The following is a 16,222-nucleotide window of genomic DNA, read 5'->3' on the forward strand; positions in this document are numbered from 1 at the left end:
ATTAGTTCTCCTCTTTATAGTCAGCAACAGCTTGTACTTCTGCATGTGCTTGTGGTGCCCAAGCAACTGGACGATCTGTATCAAGCTCAAATGTAGAAATTGCATCTTTTACTAAACGTGCATCCACTTCGCCTTCATCAGCCAATTTCTTCAATGTAGCAACAACGATATGTGCGGCATCTACACCAAAGTAACTACGCAACTTAGCACGTGAATCTGAACGACCATAACCATCTGTACCTAAAGCAACGAATGGACGGTTATCTGGTAAATATCCACGGATTTGTTCACTATATGCACGCATATGGTCAGTTGCAGAAACAACAATACCTTTAGTACCGCGAAGTTGCTGAGACACCCAAGATTCTTTCGCTTCAGACATTGGATGTAAACGGTTGTATTCTTCTACCACCATACCATCACGCGCCAACTCGTTAAAGCTTGTTGCGCTCCAAACATTTGAATGGATTTGGTATTCATCACGTAAAATTTGTGCAGCTTTAATCACTTCACGGAGGATTACACCTGAACCCATAAGCTGAACAGTTGCTTTTGTATCTTCTTCAAGTAAGTACAAACCACGTTTGATACCTTCTTCAACACCTTGTGGCATTTCAGGATGCTCGTAATTTTCATTCATTACTGTTAAGTAATAGAAAATACGCTCTTGATTCACATACATACGCTGTAAGCCATCATGCACAATGACAGCTAATTCATAACCAAAGCACGGGTCATAAGACACACAGTTTGGAATGGTGTTTGCAAGAATATGCGAGTGACCATCTTGATGTTGTAAGCCTTCACCATTTAGTGTTGTACGACCTGCCGTAGCACCCAATAAGAAGCCTTGAGCTTGTGAATCTGCCGCAGCCCATGCAATATCACCAATACGTTGGAAACCAAACATTGAGTAATACATGTACATTGGAATCATTGGTAAGTTATTTGTTGAATAACTTGTTGCCAATGCCGCCCAAGCACTCATTGCACCCGCTTCGTTAATACCTTCTTGAAGCATGTGACCATCTTTAGCTTCACGGTAATGCATTAGCTGTTCTTGGTCTTCTGGTGTGTATTTTTGACCGTGAGCAGCATAAATACCTAGCTGACGGAACATCCCTTCTAAACCAAAAGTACGCGCTTCATCAGGTACAATTGGAACAACACGATCTTTAATTGCTTTTTCTTTCAACAATGCTGAAATCAAGCGAACCATGACCATAGTTGTCGATTGCTCTTTACCTTGAGAACCTTTTAACACTGCATCAAATACAGATAACTCAGGAATCGCTAATACTTCACTTTCTTTACGACGAGCAGGTAAGTAACCACCTAATGCTTCACGACGAGCTTTCATATATTTAAGTTCAGGCGAGTTTTCGCTTGGACGGTAGAAAGGTACATCAACCAATTCATCATCGCTAATTGGTAAGTTAAAGCGGTCACGTACGTATTTTAAAGACTCAATCTGCATCTTTTTAATTTGGTGCGTTTTGTTTACCGCTTCAATTTCTTCAGATAAGCCATAACCTTTTACTGTTTTCGCAAGAATTACAGTTGGTTGACCTTTTGCTGTACATGCTTCTGCATAAGCTGCAAATACTTTATACGGGTCATGACCACCACGATTTAGATTATCAATATCTTCATCGCTTAAATCTTTTACTAGTTCTGCCGCTTCAGGGTATTTACCGAAGAATTTTTCACGTGTATATGCACCACCTTTTACTTGGTAACGCTGATATTCACCATCAACCGCTTCTTCCATTACCGCTTTTAATGCGCCAGTTTCATCTTTTGCAAGCAGTGGATCCCAATGACGTCCCCAAACTACTTTAATAACGCGCCAACCTGCGCCACGGAATAACGATTCAAGTTCTTGAATAATTTTACCGTTACCACGCACAGGGCCATCAAGACGTTGTAAATTACAGTTTACAACCCAAATTAGATTGTCTAGTTTTTCACGACCTGCAAGTGAAATAGCACCAGTACTTTCTGGCTCATCCATTTCACCATCACCCAAATACGCCCAAACCTTACGATTTTCTTCTTTAATCAAACCGCGGTTCATTAAGTATTTTTGGATATGTGCTTGGTAAATCGACATGATTGGACCAAGCCCCATAGATACTGTAGGGAACTGCCAGTAATCTGGCATTAAATATGGATGCGGATAACTTGGGATACCAATACCGTCAACTTCACGGCGGAAGTTATTTAAATGTTCTTCAGTCAAACGACCTTCAAGAAATGAACGTGCATAAATACCAGGAGCACAATGCCCTTGGTAATAAATCATATCACCGCCAAAATTATCGTTATTAGCGCGGAAGAAATGGTTAAAACCAACATCGTACAAAGTTGCAGATGATGCAAAACTTGCTAAGTGACCACCTAAATCATCACCTGTTTTGTTCGCACGAAGAACCATTGCAAGTGCATTCCAACGAACAAGTGCGCGAATACGACGCTCCATATCTTGATCGCCAGGCATAGCTGGTTGCTCTTCTACTGAAATTGTATTTAAGTAAGGAGTATTTAGTCGCTGAATGGGAACATGCTTAGCAATCGCGCGTTGATATAGCTTTTCAAGCAAGAATGCACCACGCTCTGTGCCCATGTGTTGTATTACAGAGTCAAACGCATCCTGCCACTCTTGGGTTTCTTGCGCATCTGTATCGCCATAAAACGCCATATTTCACCTATTCTGTATGCTTAATCTTATACCCATATATGTATCACACTTTTGCCTAGCTCAGATATCGCTCTAGATGAATACGGTTTTGGTCTAATATTTAATAAATAAATACCCATTGACCTTTCGTTACGTAAAACAACAAAAAACCGCCAAGAATGGCGGTTTTTTAAACACAACTATCAAAATTTGATGATAGTTTAATATATTAAGCTTGTTGATGAGCTTTATGCGGGCTCATTCAAATTACCATTTTCCTTCTTATGGCAACATCGCTAAATATGTAGATGGATTTTTACGTTGACCATCTTTTACAACTTCGTAATGTAAATGAGGACCAGTACAACGACCTGTACAACCTACATCAGCAATATGCTCACCTGCTTTTACTCGCTCACCAACACGGGCAATTAAACGAGAAGCGTGTGCATAGCGTGTTAAATAACCATTACCGTGGTTAATTTCAACATACTGACCATAACCTGTACCCCAACCTGACTTGGTTACAATTCCAGGCCCTGTTGCATAAATTGGAGTACCTGATGCTGCAGATAAATCTAAACCTGAGTGATTTTCAGCACGGCCACCCATTGTACGACCACCAAAATCTGAACTTACACGTTTCATATCTGGAAGAGGATGCGTTACCAACCAAGAGTATGCTGTTGAAGAATATGTAGGTGTTGAATTATATTTTTTAGCAATCGAACTATTATTTAATTCAACTGACTTTTCACGAAGCTTTACTGAAATTTGAGTATTAGCAGGGATATCAAGATCTTCCGACTCTGTATAAGCACCTTGGGCCAAGGTACGAGTGAGTTGTTCTAAACGATCTTGCGAACCATTTTGTGAAGCATTGATCTGAACTAAATCTGCAAATGCTAAAGAAGCAGCAGAAACAGCTACTGAAAAAGCTAACACAATACGTTTTAAATGCATAAAAACCTCATAAACTGTTTTACTCAAAGCTTCTTGGTAATCTCATCCTTGATATCTACCGAAAAATGCGCATAACATAAGACATAATCATGAAGGAATAATGTATGTCTGAACCTGTTAATGTCTTTCAGCAAACCAGAAAACACTCAAAAACAGGAAACTTAACGTTTCTCTCTCAACAAGTATCTGCATGGCAGAAACTTACAAAATTAATTCAACCCTTATTACCACAACCAGAACAATGGCATGTAGCCTGTTACCAAAATGGTATTTTGACAATTACCGGACTCAATCAAGCCATGATTAGTCAACTTGCATACTTGCAGAAACAATATATTGCTCAGCTTTCACAACTTGACGGACTTCATGATTTACAAAAAATTTATGTCCGATTAAGAGTAGAACCCCAAACACCCCAAAAAACTGAAGTACAGCCCAAAGCTCTTAATGCTGAAACTCAAGAAATGCTCAAAAGCGCAGCAGACTTTGTAACTGACCCTAAGCTTAGCCAAGCTTTGTTACGTTTGGCAAGTAATAAAAAATAACGTGTTTGAATATTTTTTAACAAATTAGCGTAAAATAATGTGAAATAAATCACGAAAAAATCATTATATTATAACATTTCTCATAAAGACAATGCGTTAGATCACACTTACATAGCGAATTGGGCATTCATCTTCGTCATCAAATGTTACAATTTCATAGCTTGTTGGATCACTTTGAACATTGCGAAGAAGTTGGTTATTAAGTGCATGACCAGACTTATAACCATCAAATTTCGCAATAACTTGATGACCTAATAAATATAAATCACCCACAGCATCTAAAATTTTATGGCGAACAAATTCATCAGAAAAACGTAGACCTTCTTCATTCACCACACCATCATCATCTACACCAATAGCATTTTCAAGACTTGCACCTAAAGCAAGATTATTTGCTTTTAGATAATCTAAATCCTTCATAAAACCAAATGTACGTGCACCACTGACTTCATACACAAAAGTTTCTGTAGAAAAATCAATGGTTGCAGACTGGTATTCTTTTTTAAATGCAGGATGATCGAAATCAATCGTGAAGTTTAGTTGAAAGCCTTCATGTGGATTGAAAATTGCACGTTTATCATCAATAAGAGCTTCGACCGGCTTTAAAATTTTAATAAATTTTTTCGGAGCTTCTAGTTCTTTTAATCCACCTTGCATAAGCAAGTAAATAAACGGACCTGCACTACCATCCATAATTGGTACTTCTGATGCAGATACTTCAATAATTAAATTATCAATTCCTAAACCAGCAATTGCACTCATCACATGTTCAATGGTTCCCACTTTGGCATTTTCTTGAACCAAGTTAGAACACATAAATGCTTCTTGAATCAGCATTGCATCAGCAGAAATATCTACAGGCGGATTTAAATCAACACGACGAAAAACAATACCCCCATCGGCATGGTGAGGCACAAAGTTAATCAATACTTTTTGCCCACTATGTAAACCAATACCGCTCGCTTTCACGACACGTTGTAAGGTACGTTGTTTCAACATGCTTCTCTATTCATCTATATATCAAACAGCTATACGTTAGCATATTTAGTCTTTTTTAAAAAACAAAAAGGTAGCATTTTAGCTACCTTTTTGTTTTAAACAACCATCAAAAAAAGCAACAAATACTACTTATGCTGTTGATTTTTAAGGTATTCCTGAATACTCATTGGTGTCGGTCGAGCAGAGCCCGCAACGCCTGAAGTATTGGCAGAAGTTGATGTTTCATTGTTCTGGCGTTGAATTGCAGGCACATCATCTTCATCTGCTGAAACAACATTTGATGAAGATACTTGTGTTTGAGCAACTGAACGTTTTACAGGTTCAACTGAATCTGCTGAGTTGCGTGTTAAGCCTGTAGCAATAACAGTTACGCTAATTTCATCACGCGCATCTGGATCGAAGACAGTACCGTAGAAAACTTGACCTTCATCTAAATCGGCAATTTGGTTCACAACATCGGTAATTTCTTCAATTTCACCAAATGTTACGTCATCACCACCCGTTACGTTAATTAAAATGCCTTTGGCATTCATAATTGTTACGTTATCTAGCAATGGACTGCGGATTGCTTGTTCAGCTGCTTGGCGTGCACGTGTTTCTCCACGACCAGAACCCACACCCATCATTGCATAACCACGAGTGCTCATTGCTGTTTTCAAATCGGCAAAGTCAAGGTTGATATGCCCTGGACGAACCACCAAATCAAAAATACTACGTACCGCATTTAACAATACATCATCTGCTTTTTTATAAGCATCTTTCATTGAAATATCACGGAAAACTTTAAGCAAGCGCTGGTTTGGAATAATAATTAGAGAATCAACATGTTGCTCTAAAGCTTCAATTCCTTTTTCCGCAGATTGCAGACGGCGTTTACCTTCAAAATTGAATGGTGTTGTCACAACACCAACAGTCAAAATACCCATTTCTTTCGCAATTTCAGCAACTACTGGCGCAGCACCTGTACCAGTACCACCACCCATACCAGCAGTTACAAACACCATATCGGTGCCTTCAAGTTGCTGACGAATAAGCTCACGACTTTCTTCTGCTGCAGCTTGACCTACTTGTGGATTTGCCCCAGCACCTAAACCACGTGTGCTTTGTTCACCAAGCTGAATTTTAAATTGTGAATTCATACGATCCAAGGCTTGTTTGTCTGTATTTGCACAAACAAATTTTACGCCCTGAATATCTGACTCAAGCATATGCTGTACAGCATTACCGCCAGCACCACCCACACCAAACACAGTGAAGCGGGCTTGACCGTTATTATCAGCTTGATCATCTTCAAAAAATTCAAATGATGCCATGATCTTTAGATTTCCTAATTCATAATTGGCAGCGACTTAAGCCCGTATACTGCCTTGATCTTAATAAAAATTGTTTTTAGGATGCTGTTCAATGCTTAGCTTGTCAAGTGCTCGCTATTCTGTATACAACTTCCTAACAATATTCCCTAAAAACTCAACTAAAAAATTGATTTTAACTTCTCATTTAAGCCTGACCACGCTCTTCCTACACGTCCCCACATAGAAAGCTCGTTCGTATCTTCAGGTTCAACAATTGTATCTTGCGCATAAGTCTGACTATACATGAGCAAGCCTGCTGCCGTAATGTATTGTGAACGACGTAATGATGCTAAATGTTGGTCATCGGCTGTAACCTCAACAGGAGGATTCCCCAAATGAGCTGAAACGCCTAATATTCTGCGAGCAAAACTCACCATGCCTTCAATTTGACACGCATCACCTGCCAATACAACACCATGATAAAGACCATGGATTGCACCACTTTTTTCTAACTCATGACGAATTTGAGCAAAAATTTCTTCATATCGAGCAATAATAATTTCAGCCAGTTCAATACGACTAATCGTTTGTGGACCATCAATACCTTGTATTTGAATCATGTGATCTGGCTTTACCACACTTAGATCAACACAACCATATAGCAACTTAATACGCTCTGCTTCTTCAGTAGATGTTTGCAATACTGCCGCAATATCACGTGTTACGTTTTCACCGCCACGTTGTAATGTATGCGCTAATGCTAAACGACCATCTAAATAGACCGCTAAATTTGTTGTTCCTGCACCAATATCAACTAAGCACACACCATATTCTTTTTCATCTTTTAATAATGATGCTTCTGCTGTTGCAAGGTTTGAAACCACCATTTTTTCTACAAAAATATTGGCACCTTTTAAGGCACGATCCAAATTTTGCATAATGCTTATTGGCATCATCATCAATTGATAATGTGCTGTCATGCTGTGTGCTGACATACGAATAGGATTTTGTACCCATTCTCCTGCATCATCTAAATCGAAACCTAAAGGAACAGCACTAACTAAATAATGATCTGAAGTTAAATGGCTTGCTTTGGCTAAATCTAAAGCACGCACAACTTCACTTGTAGTAATTGTATGATCATGGTTATCAATTGGCGTACGACCAGCAGCATAATAGCTTTTCAGCTCTGCACTTGGAATAGAAATCCAAGCAGAGTGAATACGACATTCAGCCATATCTTCTGCTTCTTGTACGGCATTTTTAATTGCTGTAACAACTTTGTCGAGACTTACAATTTTCCCTTTATTCATGCCTCGGTTACGAGCGGTTGCCATCCCTATGACCTGGATGTTATCCGGCGCATGTACCTTACCAATCAAAACTGAAACTTTGTGTGTCCCAATGTCTATCGCAACAACCGAGGGAACAGCTTCATTCATTATTTAATACTACCATCACTTGTGTATGTTTAATTTTTGGCAAAACGCCTATATATAAAAGCCTATTAATTATGGCTTCGCAGCTACTTCGCCCGCAATGTTTATGTCACTATTCGTTACAACAAAATGTCCATTTGCAATTTGAGGTGCAACTGAATTTTTCCATTGAACTGCCAAACCATTTCTGTATCTTAAATCGATCGCAGAAATTTTACCCCACACTGGCTTCAAATCATTTTGAGCCAAATAACTCAATTTTTGCAATTTGCTCATCATTCGATCTTGATCAACAATAACACGTAATCCAGAATCAAACTGCATAAACCATGTCATGCGATCTGTCAGATATAATTCTTTTAATCTCATACCTGCTGGTAAAAATAACTGATTAATTTCATTATAACGACGCATCATCATTTTAGACTGATGCGATGGTCCATGCAAAAGCGGTAAGTTTTGATGATTTTTTACAGTAACCTCTGTAAATACATCACCACTATCACTTAGTAATCGACCCGTTCCCCAACGTGCAATCGCTTGTTTAGGCATAACACGAACTCGAATTGAGTTTGGCCATAATCGAGATACCACCACTCGATCTACCCAAGACAATTCAAGCGTCTTATCTCTAATTTCACGTAAGTCTGATGTGAAGTAATTACTTTTCACAACAGGTGATACATAACTATCGACTTGCTTTTTTTCTAACTCAGAGTTTGTACCCACAACATTAAGCTGTGCAACCTGCCCATCTGTTATAACTTTATATAGCCCAAAAATACCAACAACTAAAACTATAACAGCAACACACAACATGAGCCACCCACCAATGTTTGAAAGCTTATCCTTCCAAGTTTTAGGCTTATCATGTATTGACGTAATTGCTGCTTTCTTACGACGTGTAGAAGCTGGTAATTGAGCCATAATTTAGTGTGTCACTTCCGCCAGTGTTTGCTCAAGAATCAAAACACATAATTCATCAAAACTATGACCAATTGCTTGAGCTGCTTTTGGAACAAGCGAGTGGCTTGTCATACCCGGAACAGTATTGACTTCAAGCAACCAGAAATTACCTTGTTCATCTTGCATTGCATCAATACGCCCCCAACCGCTTGCACCAACAGCTTGGAATGCACGTAAACATAACGTTTGCAATTGTTTTTCTTCAGACTCTGTTAAGCCGCAAGGAATACCGTACTGAACATCGTTACGATTATACTTAGCTTCGTAGTCGTAAAATGCGACATCTTTAGGCGGTTCTAAACGAATCACTGGAAGTGCTTGACCATTTAAAATCACAATCGTAAATTCACGACCTGTAATCCATTTTTCAGCCATAACAACCGCATCATGCTGTGTTGCTTTTGCAATAGCCTCTGCAAAGTCTTCCATTTTTTCGACTTTGCTCATGCCAATACTTGAACCTTCATGTACTGGTTTAATAATAAATGGCAAGCCAATAGAGTCTACAATTTCTTGTAAATCAGAATCTTTAGTCACAATGCGATAAGGTGCGGTTGGAAGTTCGGAACCTTGCCAAATTTGCTTGGTTTTTACTTTATCCATGCCAATAGCTGAACCTTGAACACCCGTACCTGTATACGGCAAGCCAAGCCATTCTAGTGCACCTTGGATTTGACCATCCTCACCACCACGACCATGTAACACAACAAAGGCACGATCGTAATTTACCAACTCAGTCACACTGCGTTCTTGTGGATCGAAGCCTTCAGCATTTACGCCTGAACGAAGTAATGCTTCCAAAACAGCATTGCCACTGTCCAAAGAAACTGCACGTTCAGCAGATTTCCCACCCAATAAAACGGCAACTTTGCCGAACTTCAAAGCATTTGACACGTTGTTATCCTTAAACTTTATAAATCACTTAACCGAATTTAAATCTCAATCCGAGATTATTTTAAATATAAGTTATTTTGTACAAGTTCGATTGAAATTGCACCAACATTACCTGCACCTTGCGTCAATAACAAGTCGCCTGCTTTGAGTACATTTTTCATCACATTTTGAATATTCCCTTCTACAGGATCAATTAACGTTGGTTCAACTTCACCACGTAAACGAATACTACGTGCCAATGAACGACTATCTGCACCTACAATTGGCTTTTCACCTGCCGAATACACTTCAAGCAATAGAAGTTGATCTACTTGTGAAAGAACATCTACAAAATCATCAAAACAATCGCGTGTACGGCTAAAACGATGTGGTTGGAACATCATCACTAAACGACGATTTGGATGACTTGCACGTGCTGCTTTAATCGTTGCTTCAACTTCTTTAGGATGATGACCATAGTCATCTACTAATTTCACGTTGCCACCATCTAGCTCAAACTCACCTTGAACTTGGAAACGACGCCCAACACCACTAAAGCCTTCTAATGCACGGCAAATCGCACCATCAGAAACACCTTCATCTGTTGCAATACCAATTGCCGCCAATGAATTTAGAATATTGTGTGCACCCGGCATATTAATTGTTACACGTAATGGCTCGCGGTCTTTACGCAAAACGGTAAAGTGAGAGCGCATACCATCTTGTTCAACATCTACCGCACGAATATCATTGTCTTCATTGAAACCATACGTTAATAACGGACGTCCAATGCGTGGCATAATTTCACGAATATTCGCATCATCACCACATACAACAGCTAAACCGTAGAATGGAAGCTTTTGTAAAAATTGAATAAATGTATCTTTCAGTACATCGAAGCTACCACCGTAAGTATCCATGTGATCAGCATCAATATTCGTCACAATGGTTGCCATTGGCTGTAAATGCAAGAACGATGCATCTGACTCATCTGCTTCAGCAACGATATAACGACTCGCACCCAATGCAGCATTTACACCTGTACGGTTAAGCAAACCACCAATCACATACGTTGGATCAAGGTTTTCTTCAGCCAACATACACGTTACTAAACTTGTGGTTGTTGTTTTACCATGTGTACCTGCAACAGCAATACCATGACGGTAACGCATCAGCTCACCAAGCATTTCTGCACGGCGAACAACTGGAATACGACCTTCAATTGCTGTTTTAATTTCAGGGTTTTCCTGATCAATTGCAGTTGAAACCACAATAACGTTCGCACCTTCAATATTTTCAGCTGCGTGACCAATGAAAACTTTAATACCATTTTCTTCAAGCTGAGCAGTCGTTTTAGATGCTTTAATATCTGAACCCGATACTTTATAGCCTTGGTTCTTTAAAACTTCGGCTATACCGCACATCCCTGCACCACCAATACCCACAAAATGAATGTGTTTAATACGGCGCATTTCAGGCACTTTAATTAACTTTTTAGCTTGATCAGCTGGTGTAGTTAGGGACATATTTTTCTCGGATTACAATTCTTGAATTAAACGAACCACTTGTTGGGTTGCATCTGGTTGAGCTTGCTGACGTGCTTTTGATGCCATTTCAGACAACAATTGGCGATTCATCAACGGAGCTAAAATATCTTTTAAACTATCTGGTGTAAGCGTTGCTTGTGGGCAAATTTTTGCTGCACCGCTATTTGCAAGAAACTTTGCATTCGCTGTTTGGTGATCATCTACCGCAGATGGTAATGGAACAAAGACTGCAGCCACACCTGCTGTTGCAATTTCAGTTACCGTTAAAGCACCTGCACGGCAAATAATTAAATCTGCATCGCTATAAGCTTTTGCCATATCTTCAATGAAAGGCTGAACTTCAACATGCAATTGATCTGACTTACCTATATAACCTTCTTGTGTTTTTTCCACTTGGTTTTGACCACATTGATGGAACACACTCAAAGGAACATCTAGCTGCTTTAAAGCAGCAGGTACGCGCTCATTCAAAGCTTGTGCACCAAGTGAACCACCCACAATTAATATACGTAATGGCTCGCCCGCTTTTTCACGCTCTTGATAACGCCAACTCGGATTTAAAATTTCGGTGATTTCTTTACGAACAGGATTACCTGTTGTCTTAATTTTATGAGTTTCAGGAAATGTATTTGGAAATGCCTGACAAACAGTTTTCGCTACACGAGATAATTGCGTATTAGTAAAACCCGCTACCGCATTTTGCTCATGAATAATGACAGGAATACCTAAAGCACGTGCAGCCAAACCACCAGGCCCTGCAACATACCCCCCAAAACCAGCTACAGCGTCTACATTCAGCTGTTTCATATAACGCATAGCGCTTAATGTTGCTTTTAAAATTTTAAAAGGGGCGGCTAACTTTCGTAGCAAACCATTACCACGAACACCCTGAATATCAATTTGATAAATTGGAATATTTTGATTTTTTAATAGTCGATTTTCCATCCCTGACGGTGTTGCCAACCAAGACACTTCAACACCTTGCTGCTGAAGTTCTTTCGCAACGGCTAGTGCAGGGAAAACATGTCCACCCGTACCTGCTGCCATCATCATGACATGTTTAGGCTGTTTTTTCTGTGCGTTGGTCACGGTCTAATTCTTCAACTTAATAAGGGCTAATGAAAATTCGTTATAAGCTATCAATTGTAATCACAAACGCATAGTACGTGAAAGTTAATTTACTTTTTTTCACTCAGCATTTTATCGTTTTTTTCTACAGTTATTGAAGTTTAAACTAGATTTATTATGAATCTATACAAATTCTCTTATTTTTAGAGAATTGATCACCTTTTTTGTAAAAATATGCACTCCCCCCACCCTATTTTTAATAGCAGAATAAAAATAATTTTATTTGCTCTTTTGTACTTTTTGGTTAAATTAAATTTATTTGCTTGTCATTACAGCAGGAGTTGTAGCTTTCAATTTCCCAACTTTTCGCCACGGGTTTTTTCGTTGGTATTTTTGCTCCAAATAATCTAAACCTGTCCAATACCATGGAATTAAATGCTGCTTAACAAATGGAATAGAAAATACATTTAAACCAACCCAAGGCAAGAATGGACTACGACGACCATATCCCCACAATTCAATACGTGTTGATGGTCGAACACTTGCTCCTCGTGCATGAAAGCCATAAGTATCTGCAACAACCAAAGTATTTTTCTTTACTGCGAAAGCTTGTGGTTGCCCATATCCCAAATTTTCCAATTCATTTGGATGAATTTGTAAAGACCCTCTACGGCTAAGTGCATTCGATTGCTCATTCATTTGAATAGATTGCAAATGTTCCCAAGCGAGTCTTTTTTCATTGACAACATGCGAACCTGGCACATAAACAAAAGGTCCTTCATCTTCTGTAACATCGGTTAAAAATAACCATGCTTTTACACTTGAATGAAAAGTATCGCTATGTAAGCTTGTTTGCGGGTCGGGGCGCGATTTTCTAACCTGTGACAAAATAACTTGCACATAATACATGGGTTGAACTTTAGAACTTGCTACATAATTCAGAAGTTCCTGCCAACGTAAATCATTCAATAATTTTTCTGTTGTAGGCAATTGTTTTAAGGCATCACCATCTAAAGACATTCTTCGAGTTACCGTATCTCCTTGTAAGGTTTCACGTGTCTCTAGAGGCGTTTCTAATAACTCTTGGGACAGTCGAGCGAAATCATCTTCAGGTAAAAAGTTTTCTTTTAAAATAAAACCATTTTTTTGAAACTGCTCTACCTCATCTTGAGTGAGTGATTTTGCAAGTTTTTGTCGTCTTTTTTGAGCAAGTTTAGATGCTTGTTCCACCCGAAAACGATGCAACCCCAATTCATTGAATGTTTTATTGCCAATAATTGAATGTGACTCAAAGCTTTTCGCAAAGCCGAAAAGTGTTGTGGCATCTACCACAAACTTTTTCGGATTTGCTTTTGCTATTTTTTTTAATTCTTGTAGGACTGTTTTCTTGTTGGGATATGTCCATACTTTTTTAAGTGTAGATAACACGACATGCTCTCAATTTTTAAGTTACTTGGCTAAACCAGCTTCTAAAACATCAAACAAATCATCTGCAATAGAAGTTCCAAATTGCGTGTCGATTTCGCGAATACAGGTTGGGCTTGTTACATTAATTTCTGTCACATAGTTACCAATCACATCTAAACCAACAAATACCAAACCTTTTTCTTTTAAGAATGAACCGACTTTTGCCGCAATTGCTTTGTCATTTTCAGTGAGTGGACGCGCTTCACCACGACCACCTGCTGCCAAGTTACCACGTGTTTCACCATTTTGTGGAATACGCGCTAAGCAGTAAGGTACAGGCTCACCATTCACCATAAGAATGCGTTTATCACCATCTACAATTTCAGGAATATAACGCTGCGCCATAATAGGTTGTTGACCCATTTCTGTGAGCATTTCTAGTGTAGAACCTGTATTTGCACCATCTATAGTTAAACGGAAAATACCTGTTCCACCCATACCATCAAGTGGTTTTACAATCACATCTTTATGTTCTGCAATAAATTCGCGAATTAAACTTTGCTGTGACGTTACAAGTGTTGGAACTTGAAGTTCTGGGAACTGTGTAGCAAACAGTTTTTCGTTACAGTCACGTAAGCTTTGTGGTTTGTTAATAATCCAAGCGCCTTCACGTTCTGCTTGTTCTAAAATATATGTGGTATACACAAAGTTCATGTCGAACGGTGGATCTTTACGCATCAGTACAACATCGTACGCGGCGATAGATTCTTTTTGTTTTTCGCCAAGTTCATAGTAATTATTGTAATCTTCAAATACTTTTAAAGGCGAAATAAGACCAAATGCTTTGCCTTGATCAATATATAAATCTTGTTGTAATGCATAACCTAGTTCATGACCACGTCGAGCTGCTGCCCAAAGCATTGCCATAGATGAGTCTTTTTTTAGATTTACATTTTCGATGGGATCCATCACAACAAGTACGCGCATATTTCTGCTCTTTTAAAAATGATCTGCTTCAGAGTATAACGGAGATTCTTAATTTCTTTTTCTGAATTTCCGTAATCCTTTTTATTCTTTTATGTTGAGGATGTGTTGATGCCACAAGCAATTATTGGTTTTTATTTAGATAATGAGCAACATTGGATTGCAAAGCTTGCTTGTGGGCATAATCAGCACGTACGTCATACGCCACCATGGCAAAACCACCCTTGGGTGTTAACAGAACAAGGACGGCAGGAGAAATTAGGTGTAATGTTGGAATGTTGGAATGTTGGAATGTTGGAATGTTGGAATGTTGGAATGTTGGAATGTTGGAATGTTGGAATGTTGGAATGTTGGAATGTTGGAATGTTGGAATGTTGGAATGTTGGAATGTTGGAATGTTGGAATGTTGGAATGTTGGAATGTTGGAATGTTGGAATGTTGGAATGTTGGAATGTTGGAATGTTGGAATGTTGGAATGTAAATTATGCGATGATTAATTCAACTATTAAAATAATAATGTTATATTTTATTCACTTATAAGAAATCAAAATTTAAAAATTATGTCTACACCTGTTTGGATTTGTTTATATATTTTCATTAGCTTAACTTGTAAATGGATTCTTTCATGGGGTGGCGCAGATGCAATTAAGGGATGGAAAAGTATCTTTTTCTTTAATGGCAACCCTGAAGCCTGGAATACCGAACAATTACGTGCAATGGCTTTATTTACATGGATAGGATTCACCATTCTTTTTATAATTGGATTAATTTTTCCCGAGTATCGATTTTATAAGTTGTATACGTAGATAAATTAGGTTTTGCATAAGGGGGGTTATGGTAAATCCATAAAAAATAAGACCTCATGTGAGATCCTATTTTTTTATTCGATATCTTGCTTAGAAATTGTACTTCCATCCTATATTACCTTGATAAGATTCATTATTATGACTACCTGTGGTATACGAGGCATTTAACCAAACTTGACTGTTTTTAGTCGTATTTCCTTCAACACCTACTTTAAACTCTCCTTGGCTTTTTGAACCTTCATTTTCATAACGAATACCATCAATTACAACAGAGTAAGGATTGGTATTGTGAATATAGTTCAAAGCAATATATGGACGGTAGCTTGTTAATGTATTTCCATTGGTTGGAATATTTAAATAGGTTTTAACACCCATACGTGCTTGTACATTATCTTTCCCATGATAAACATCAACACCTTGCGCATCTTTGAAATTATGAGCGTGTACACCTTGATAAATCACTTGGCTTTGGGGTTGTACCCACCAATTTTTCTTCCCATTTTTATTAATGAGATAATCACCACCCACCTCAATGGATGCTGTTACACCAGATGAATTGTATTTATATTGGTTTTGGTCTGGTGTATCGATTTTATTATTGAATTTATTCCAAAGTACCCATGAATCAATATAAGCACCACGTTTTTCAACTG

At 38.5% G+C, this 16,222-nt stretch carries 14 protein-coding genes and 1 pseudogene; 3 read left to right on the forward strand and 12 right to left on the reverse strand.

The features are described from left to right. Position 1: 1 nt before the first annotated feature. Both aceE and AC5YDH_RS11505 read right to left on the reverse strand, forming a co-directional pair. The gene (aceE, locus tag AC5YDH_RS11500) at positions 2-2,701 is read right to left on the reverse strand and encodes a pyruvate dehydrogenase (acetyl-transferring), homodimeric type (protein WP_496119646.1); all 2,700 of its coding nucleotides are present in this window, start codon (positions 2,699-2,701) and stop codon (positions 2-4) included. A 261-nt stretch (positions 2,702-2,962) separates the two neighbouring features. Next, positions 2,963-3,643 carry a M23 family metallopeptidase gene (locus AC5YDH_RS11505; protein WP_496119648.1) on the reverse strand — a complete coding sequence of 227 codons (681 nt, stop codon included), beginning with the start codon at positions 3,641-3,643 and terminating at the stop codon, positions 2,963-2,965. Between the two features lie 104 nt (positions 3,644-3,747). On the opposite strand from AC5YDH_RS11505, the gene AC5YDH_RS11510 reads away from it, so the two are divergent. Continuing rightward, positions 3,748-4,188: a DUF721 domain-containing protein gene (locus AC5YDH_RS11510; RefSeq protein ID WP_496119650.1), complete on the forward strand. Its 441-nt coding sequence runs from the start codon at positions 3,748-3,750 to the stop codon at positions 4,186-4,188. 96 nt (positions 4,189-4,284) lie between these two features. Here the strand turns inward: AC5YDH_RS11510 and lpxC are convergent, their stop codons facing one another. The 9 genes from lpxC to gshB form a co-directional block, all read right to left on the reverse strand. Further along, positions 4,285-5,187, reverse strand: a complete 903-nt coding sequence (gene lpxC / locus AC5YDH_RS11515) for a UDP-3-O-acyl-N-acetylglucosamine deacetylase (RefSeq protein ID WP_496119652.1) — start codon at positions 5,185-5,187, stop codon at positions 4,285-4,287. A 125-nt stretch (positions 5,188-5,312) separates the two neighbouring features. Continuing rightward, positions 5,313-6,500, reverse strand: a complete 1,188-nt coding sequence (gene ftsZ, locus AC5YDH_RS11520; protein WP_496119653.1) for a cell division protein FtsZ — start codon at positions 6,498-6,500, stop codon at positions 5,313-5,315. Between the two features lie 158 nt (positions 6,501-6,658). Then, complete coding sequence (gene ftsA, locus AC5YDH_RS11525) at positions 6,659-7,921, reverse strand: cell division protein FtsA (protein WP_496119655.1); 1,263 nt, start codon at positions 7,919-7,921, stop codon at positions 6,659-6,661. 69 nt (positions 7,922-7,990) lie between these two features. Beyond that, positions 7,991-8,845, reverse strand: a complete 855-nt coding sequence (locus AC5YDH_RS11530) for a cell division protein FtsQ/DivIB (RefSeq protein ID WP_496119657.1) — start codon at positions 8,843-8,845, stop codon at positions 7,991-7,993. A gap of 3 nt (positions 8,846-8,848) precedes the next feature. After that, positions 8,849-9,778, reverse strand: a complete 930-nt coding sequence (locus AC5YDH_RS11535) for a D-alanine--D-alanine ligase (RefSeq protein ID WP_496119659.1) — start codon at positions 9,776-9,778, stop codon at positions 8,849-8,851. A 56-nt stretch (positions 9,779-9,834) separates the two neighbouring features. Then, entirely contained in the window at positions 9,835-11,283 is a 1,449-nt protein-coding gene (gene murC, locus AC5YDH_RS11540) for a UDP-N-acetylmuramate--L-alanine ligase (protein WP_496119661.1), read from the reverse strand. 12 nt (positions 11,284-11,295) lie between these two features. Next, positions 11,296-12,393 (reverse strand): undecaprenyldiphospho-muramoylpentapeptide beta-N-acetylglucosaminyltransferase, encoded by a 1,098-nt coding sequence (murG, locus tag AC5YDH_RS11545; protein ID WP_496119662.1) that lies wholly within the window; start codon positions 12,391-12,393, stop codon positions 11,296-11,298. 294 nt (positions 12,394-12,687) lie between these two features. Then, positions 12,688-13,800, reverse strand: coding sequence for a phytanoyl-CoA dioxygenase family protein (locus tag AC5YDH_RS11550; protein ID WP_496119664.1), 1,113 nt, complete (start codon positions 13,798-13,800; stop codon positions 12,688-12,690). A 21-nt stretch (positions 13,801-13,821) separates the two neighbouring features. After that, a complete protein-coding gene (gshB, locus tag AC5YDH_RS11555) occupies positions 13,822-14,766 on the reverse strand; it encodes a glutathione synthase (protein ID WP_496119666.1) in 945 nt (314 codons plus the stop codon). Between the two features lie 108 nt (positions 14,767-14,874). On the opposite strand from gshB, the pseudogene AC5YDH_RS11560 reads away from it, so the two are divergent. Then, positions 14,875-15,042, forward strand: a pseudogene (locus tag AC5YDH_RS11560) (DUF3565 domain-containing protein); the annotation flags it as partial. A gap of 281 nt (positions 15,043-15,323) precedes the next feature. Beyond that, entirely contained in the window at positions 15,324-15,569 is a 246-nt protein-coding gene (locus AC5YDH_RS11565; RefSeq protein WP_496119668.1) for a hypothetical protein, read from the forward strand. A gap of 90 nt (positions 15,570-15,659) precedes the next feature. On the opposite strand, the gene AC5YDH_RS11570 is transcribed toward AC5YDH_RS11565, so the two are convergent. Continuing rightward, the coding region (locus tag AC5YDH_RS11570) for an autotransporter outer membrane beta-barrel domain-containing protein (protein ID WP_496119670.1) at positions 15,660-16,222 on the reverse strand (563 nt) is incomplete at its 5' end.

Source organism: Acinetobacter sp. FY683 (assembly GCF_059515885.1).

What these genes read in the sequence shown, in the direction of transcription:
- ftsZ (WP_496119653.1), bottom strand. Translation starts at nt 6,500, where the DNA reads ATGGCATCATTTGAATTTTTTGAAGATGATCAAGCTGATAATAACGGT.
- lpxC (WP_496119652.1), bottom strand. Translation starts at nt 5,187, where the DNA reads ATGTTGAAACAACGTACCTTACAACGTGTCGTGAAAGCGAGCGGTATT.
- aceE (WP_496119646.1), bottom strand. Translation starts at nt 2,701, where the DNA reads ATGGCGTTTTATGGCGATACAGATGCGCAAGAAACCCAAGAGTGGCAG.
- AC5YDH_RS11505 (WP_496119648.1), bottom strand. Translation starts at nt 3,643, where the DNA reads ATGCATTTAAAACGTATTGTGTTAGCTTTTTCAGTAGCTGTTTCTGCT.
- murC (WP_496119661.1), bottom strand. Translation starts at nt 11,283, where the DNA reads ATGTCCCTAACTACACCAGCTGATCAAGCTAAAAAGTTAATTAAAGTG.
- gshB (WP_496119666.1), bottom strand. Translation starts at nt 14,766, where the DNA reads ATGCGCGTACTTGTTGTGATGGATCCCATCGAAAATGTAAATCTAAAA.
- AC5YDH_RS11510 (WP_496119650.1), top strand. Translation starts at nt 3,748, where the DNA reads ATGTCTGAACCTGTTAATGTCTTTCAGCAAACCAGAAAACACTCAAAA.
- AC5YDH_RS11565 (WP_496119668.1), top strand. Translation starts at nt 15,324, where the DNA reads ATGTCTACACCTGTTTGGATTTGTTTATATATTTTCATTAGCTTAACT.
- ftsA (WP_496119655.1), bottom strand. Translation starts at nt 7,921, where the DNA reads ATGAATGAAGCTGTTCCCTCGGTTGTTGCGATAGACATTGGGACACAC.
- AC5YDH_RS11530 (WP_496119657.1), bottom strand. Translation starts at nt 8,845, where the DNA reads ATGGCTCAATTACCAGCTTCTACACGTCGTAAGAAAGCAGCAATTACG.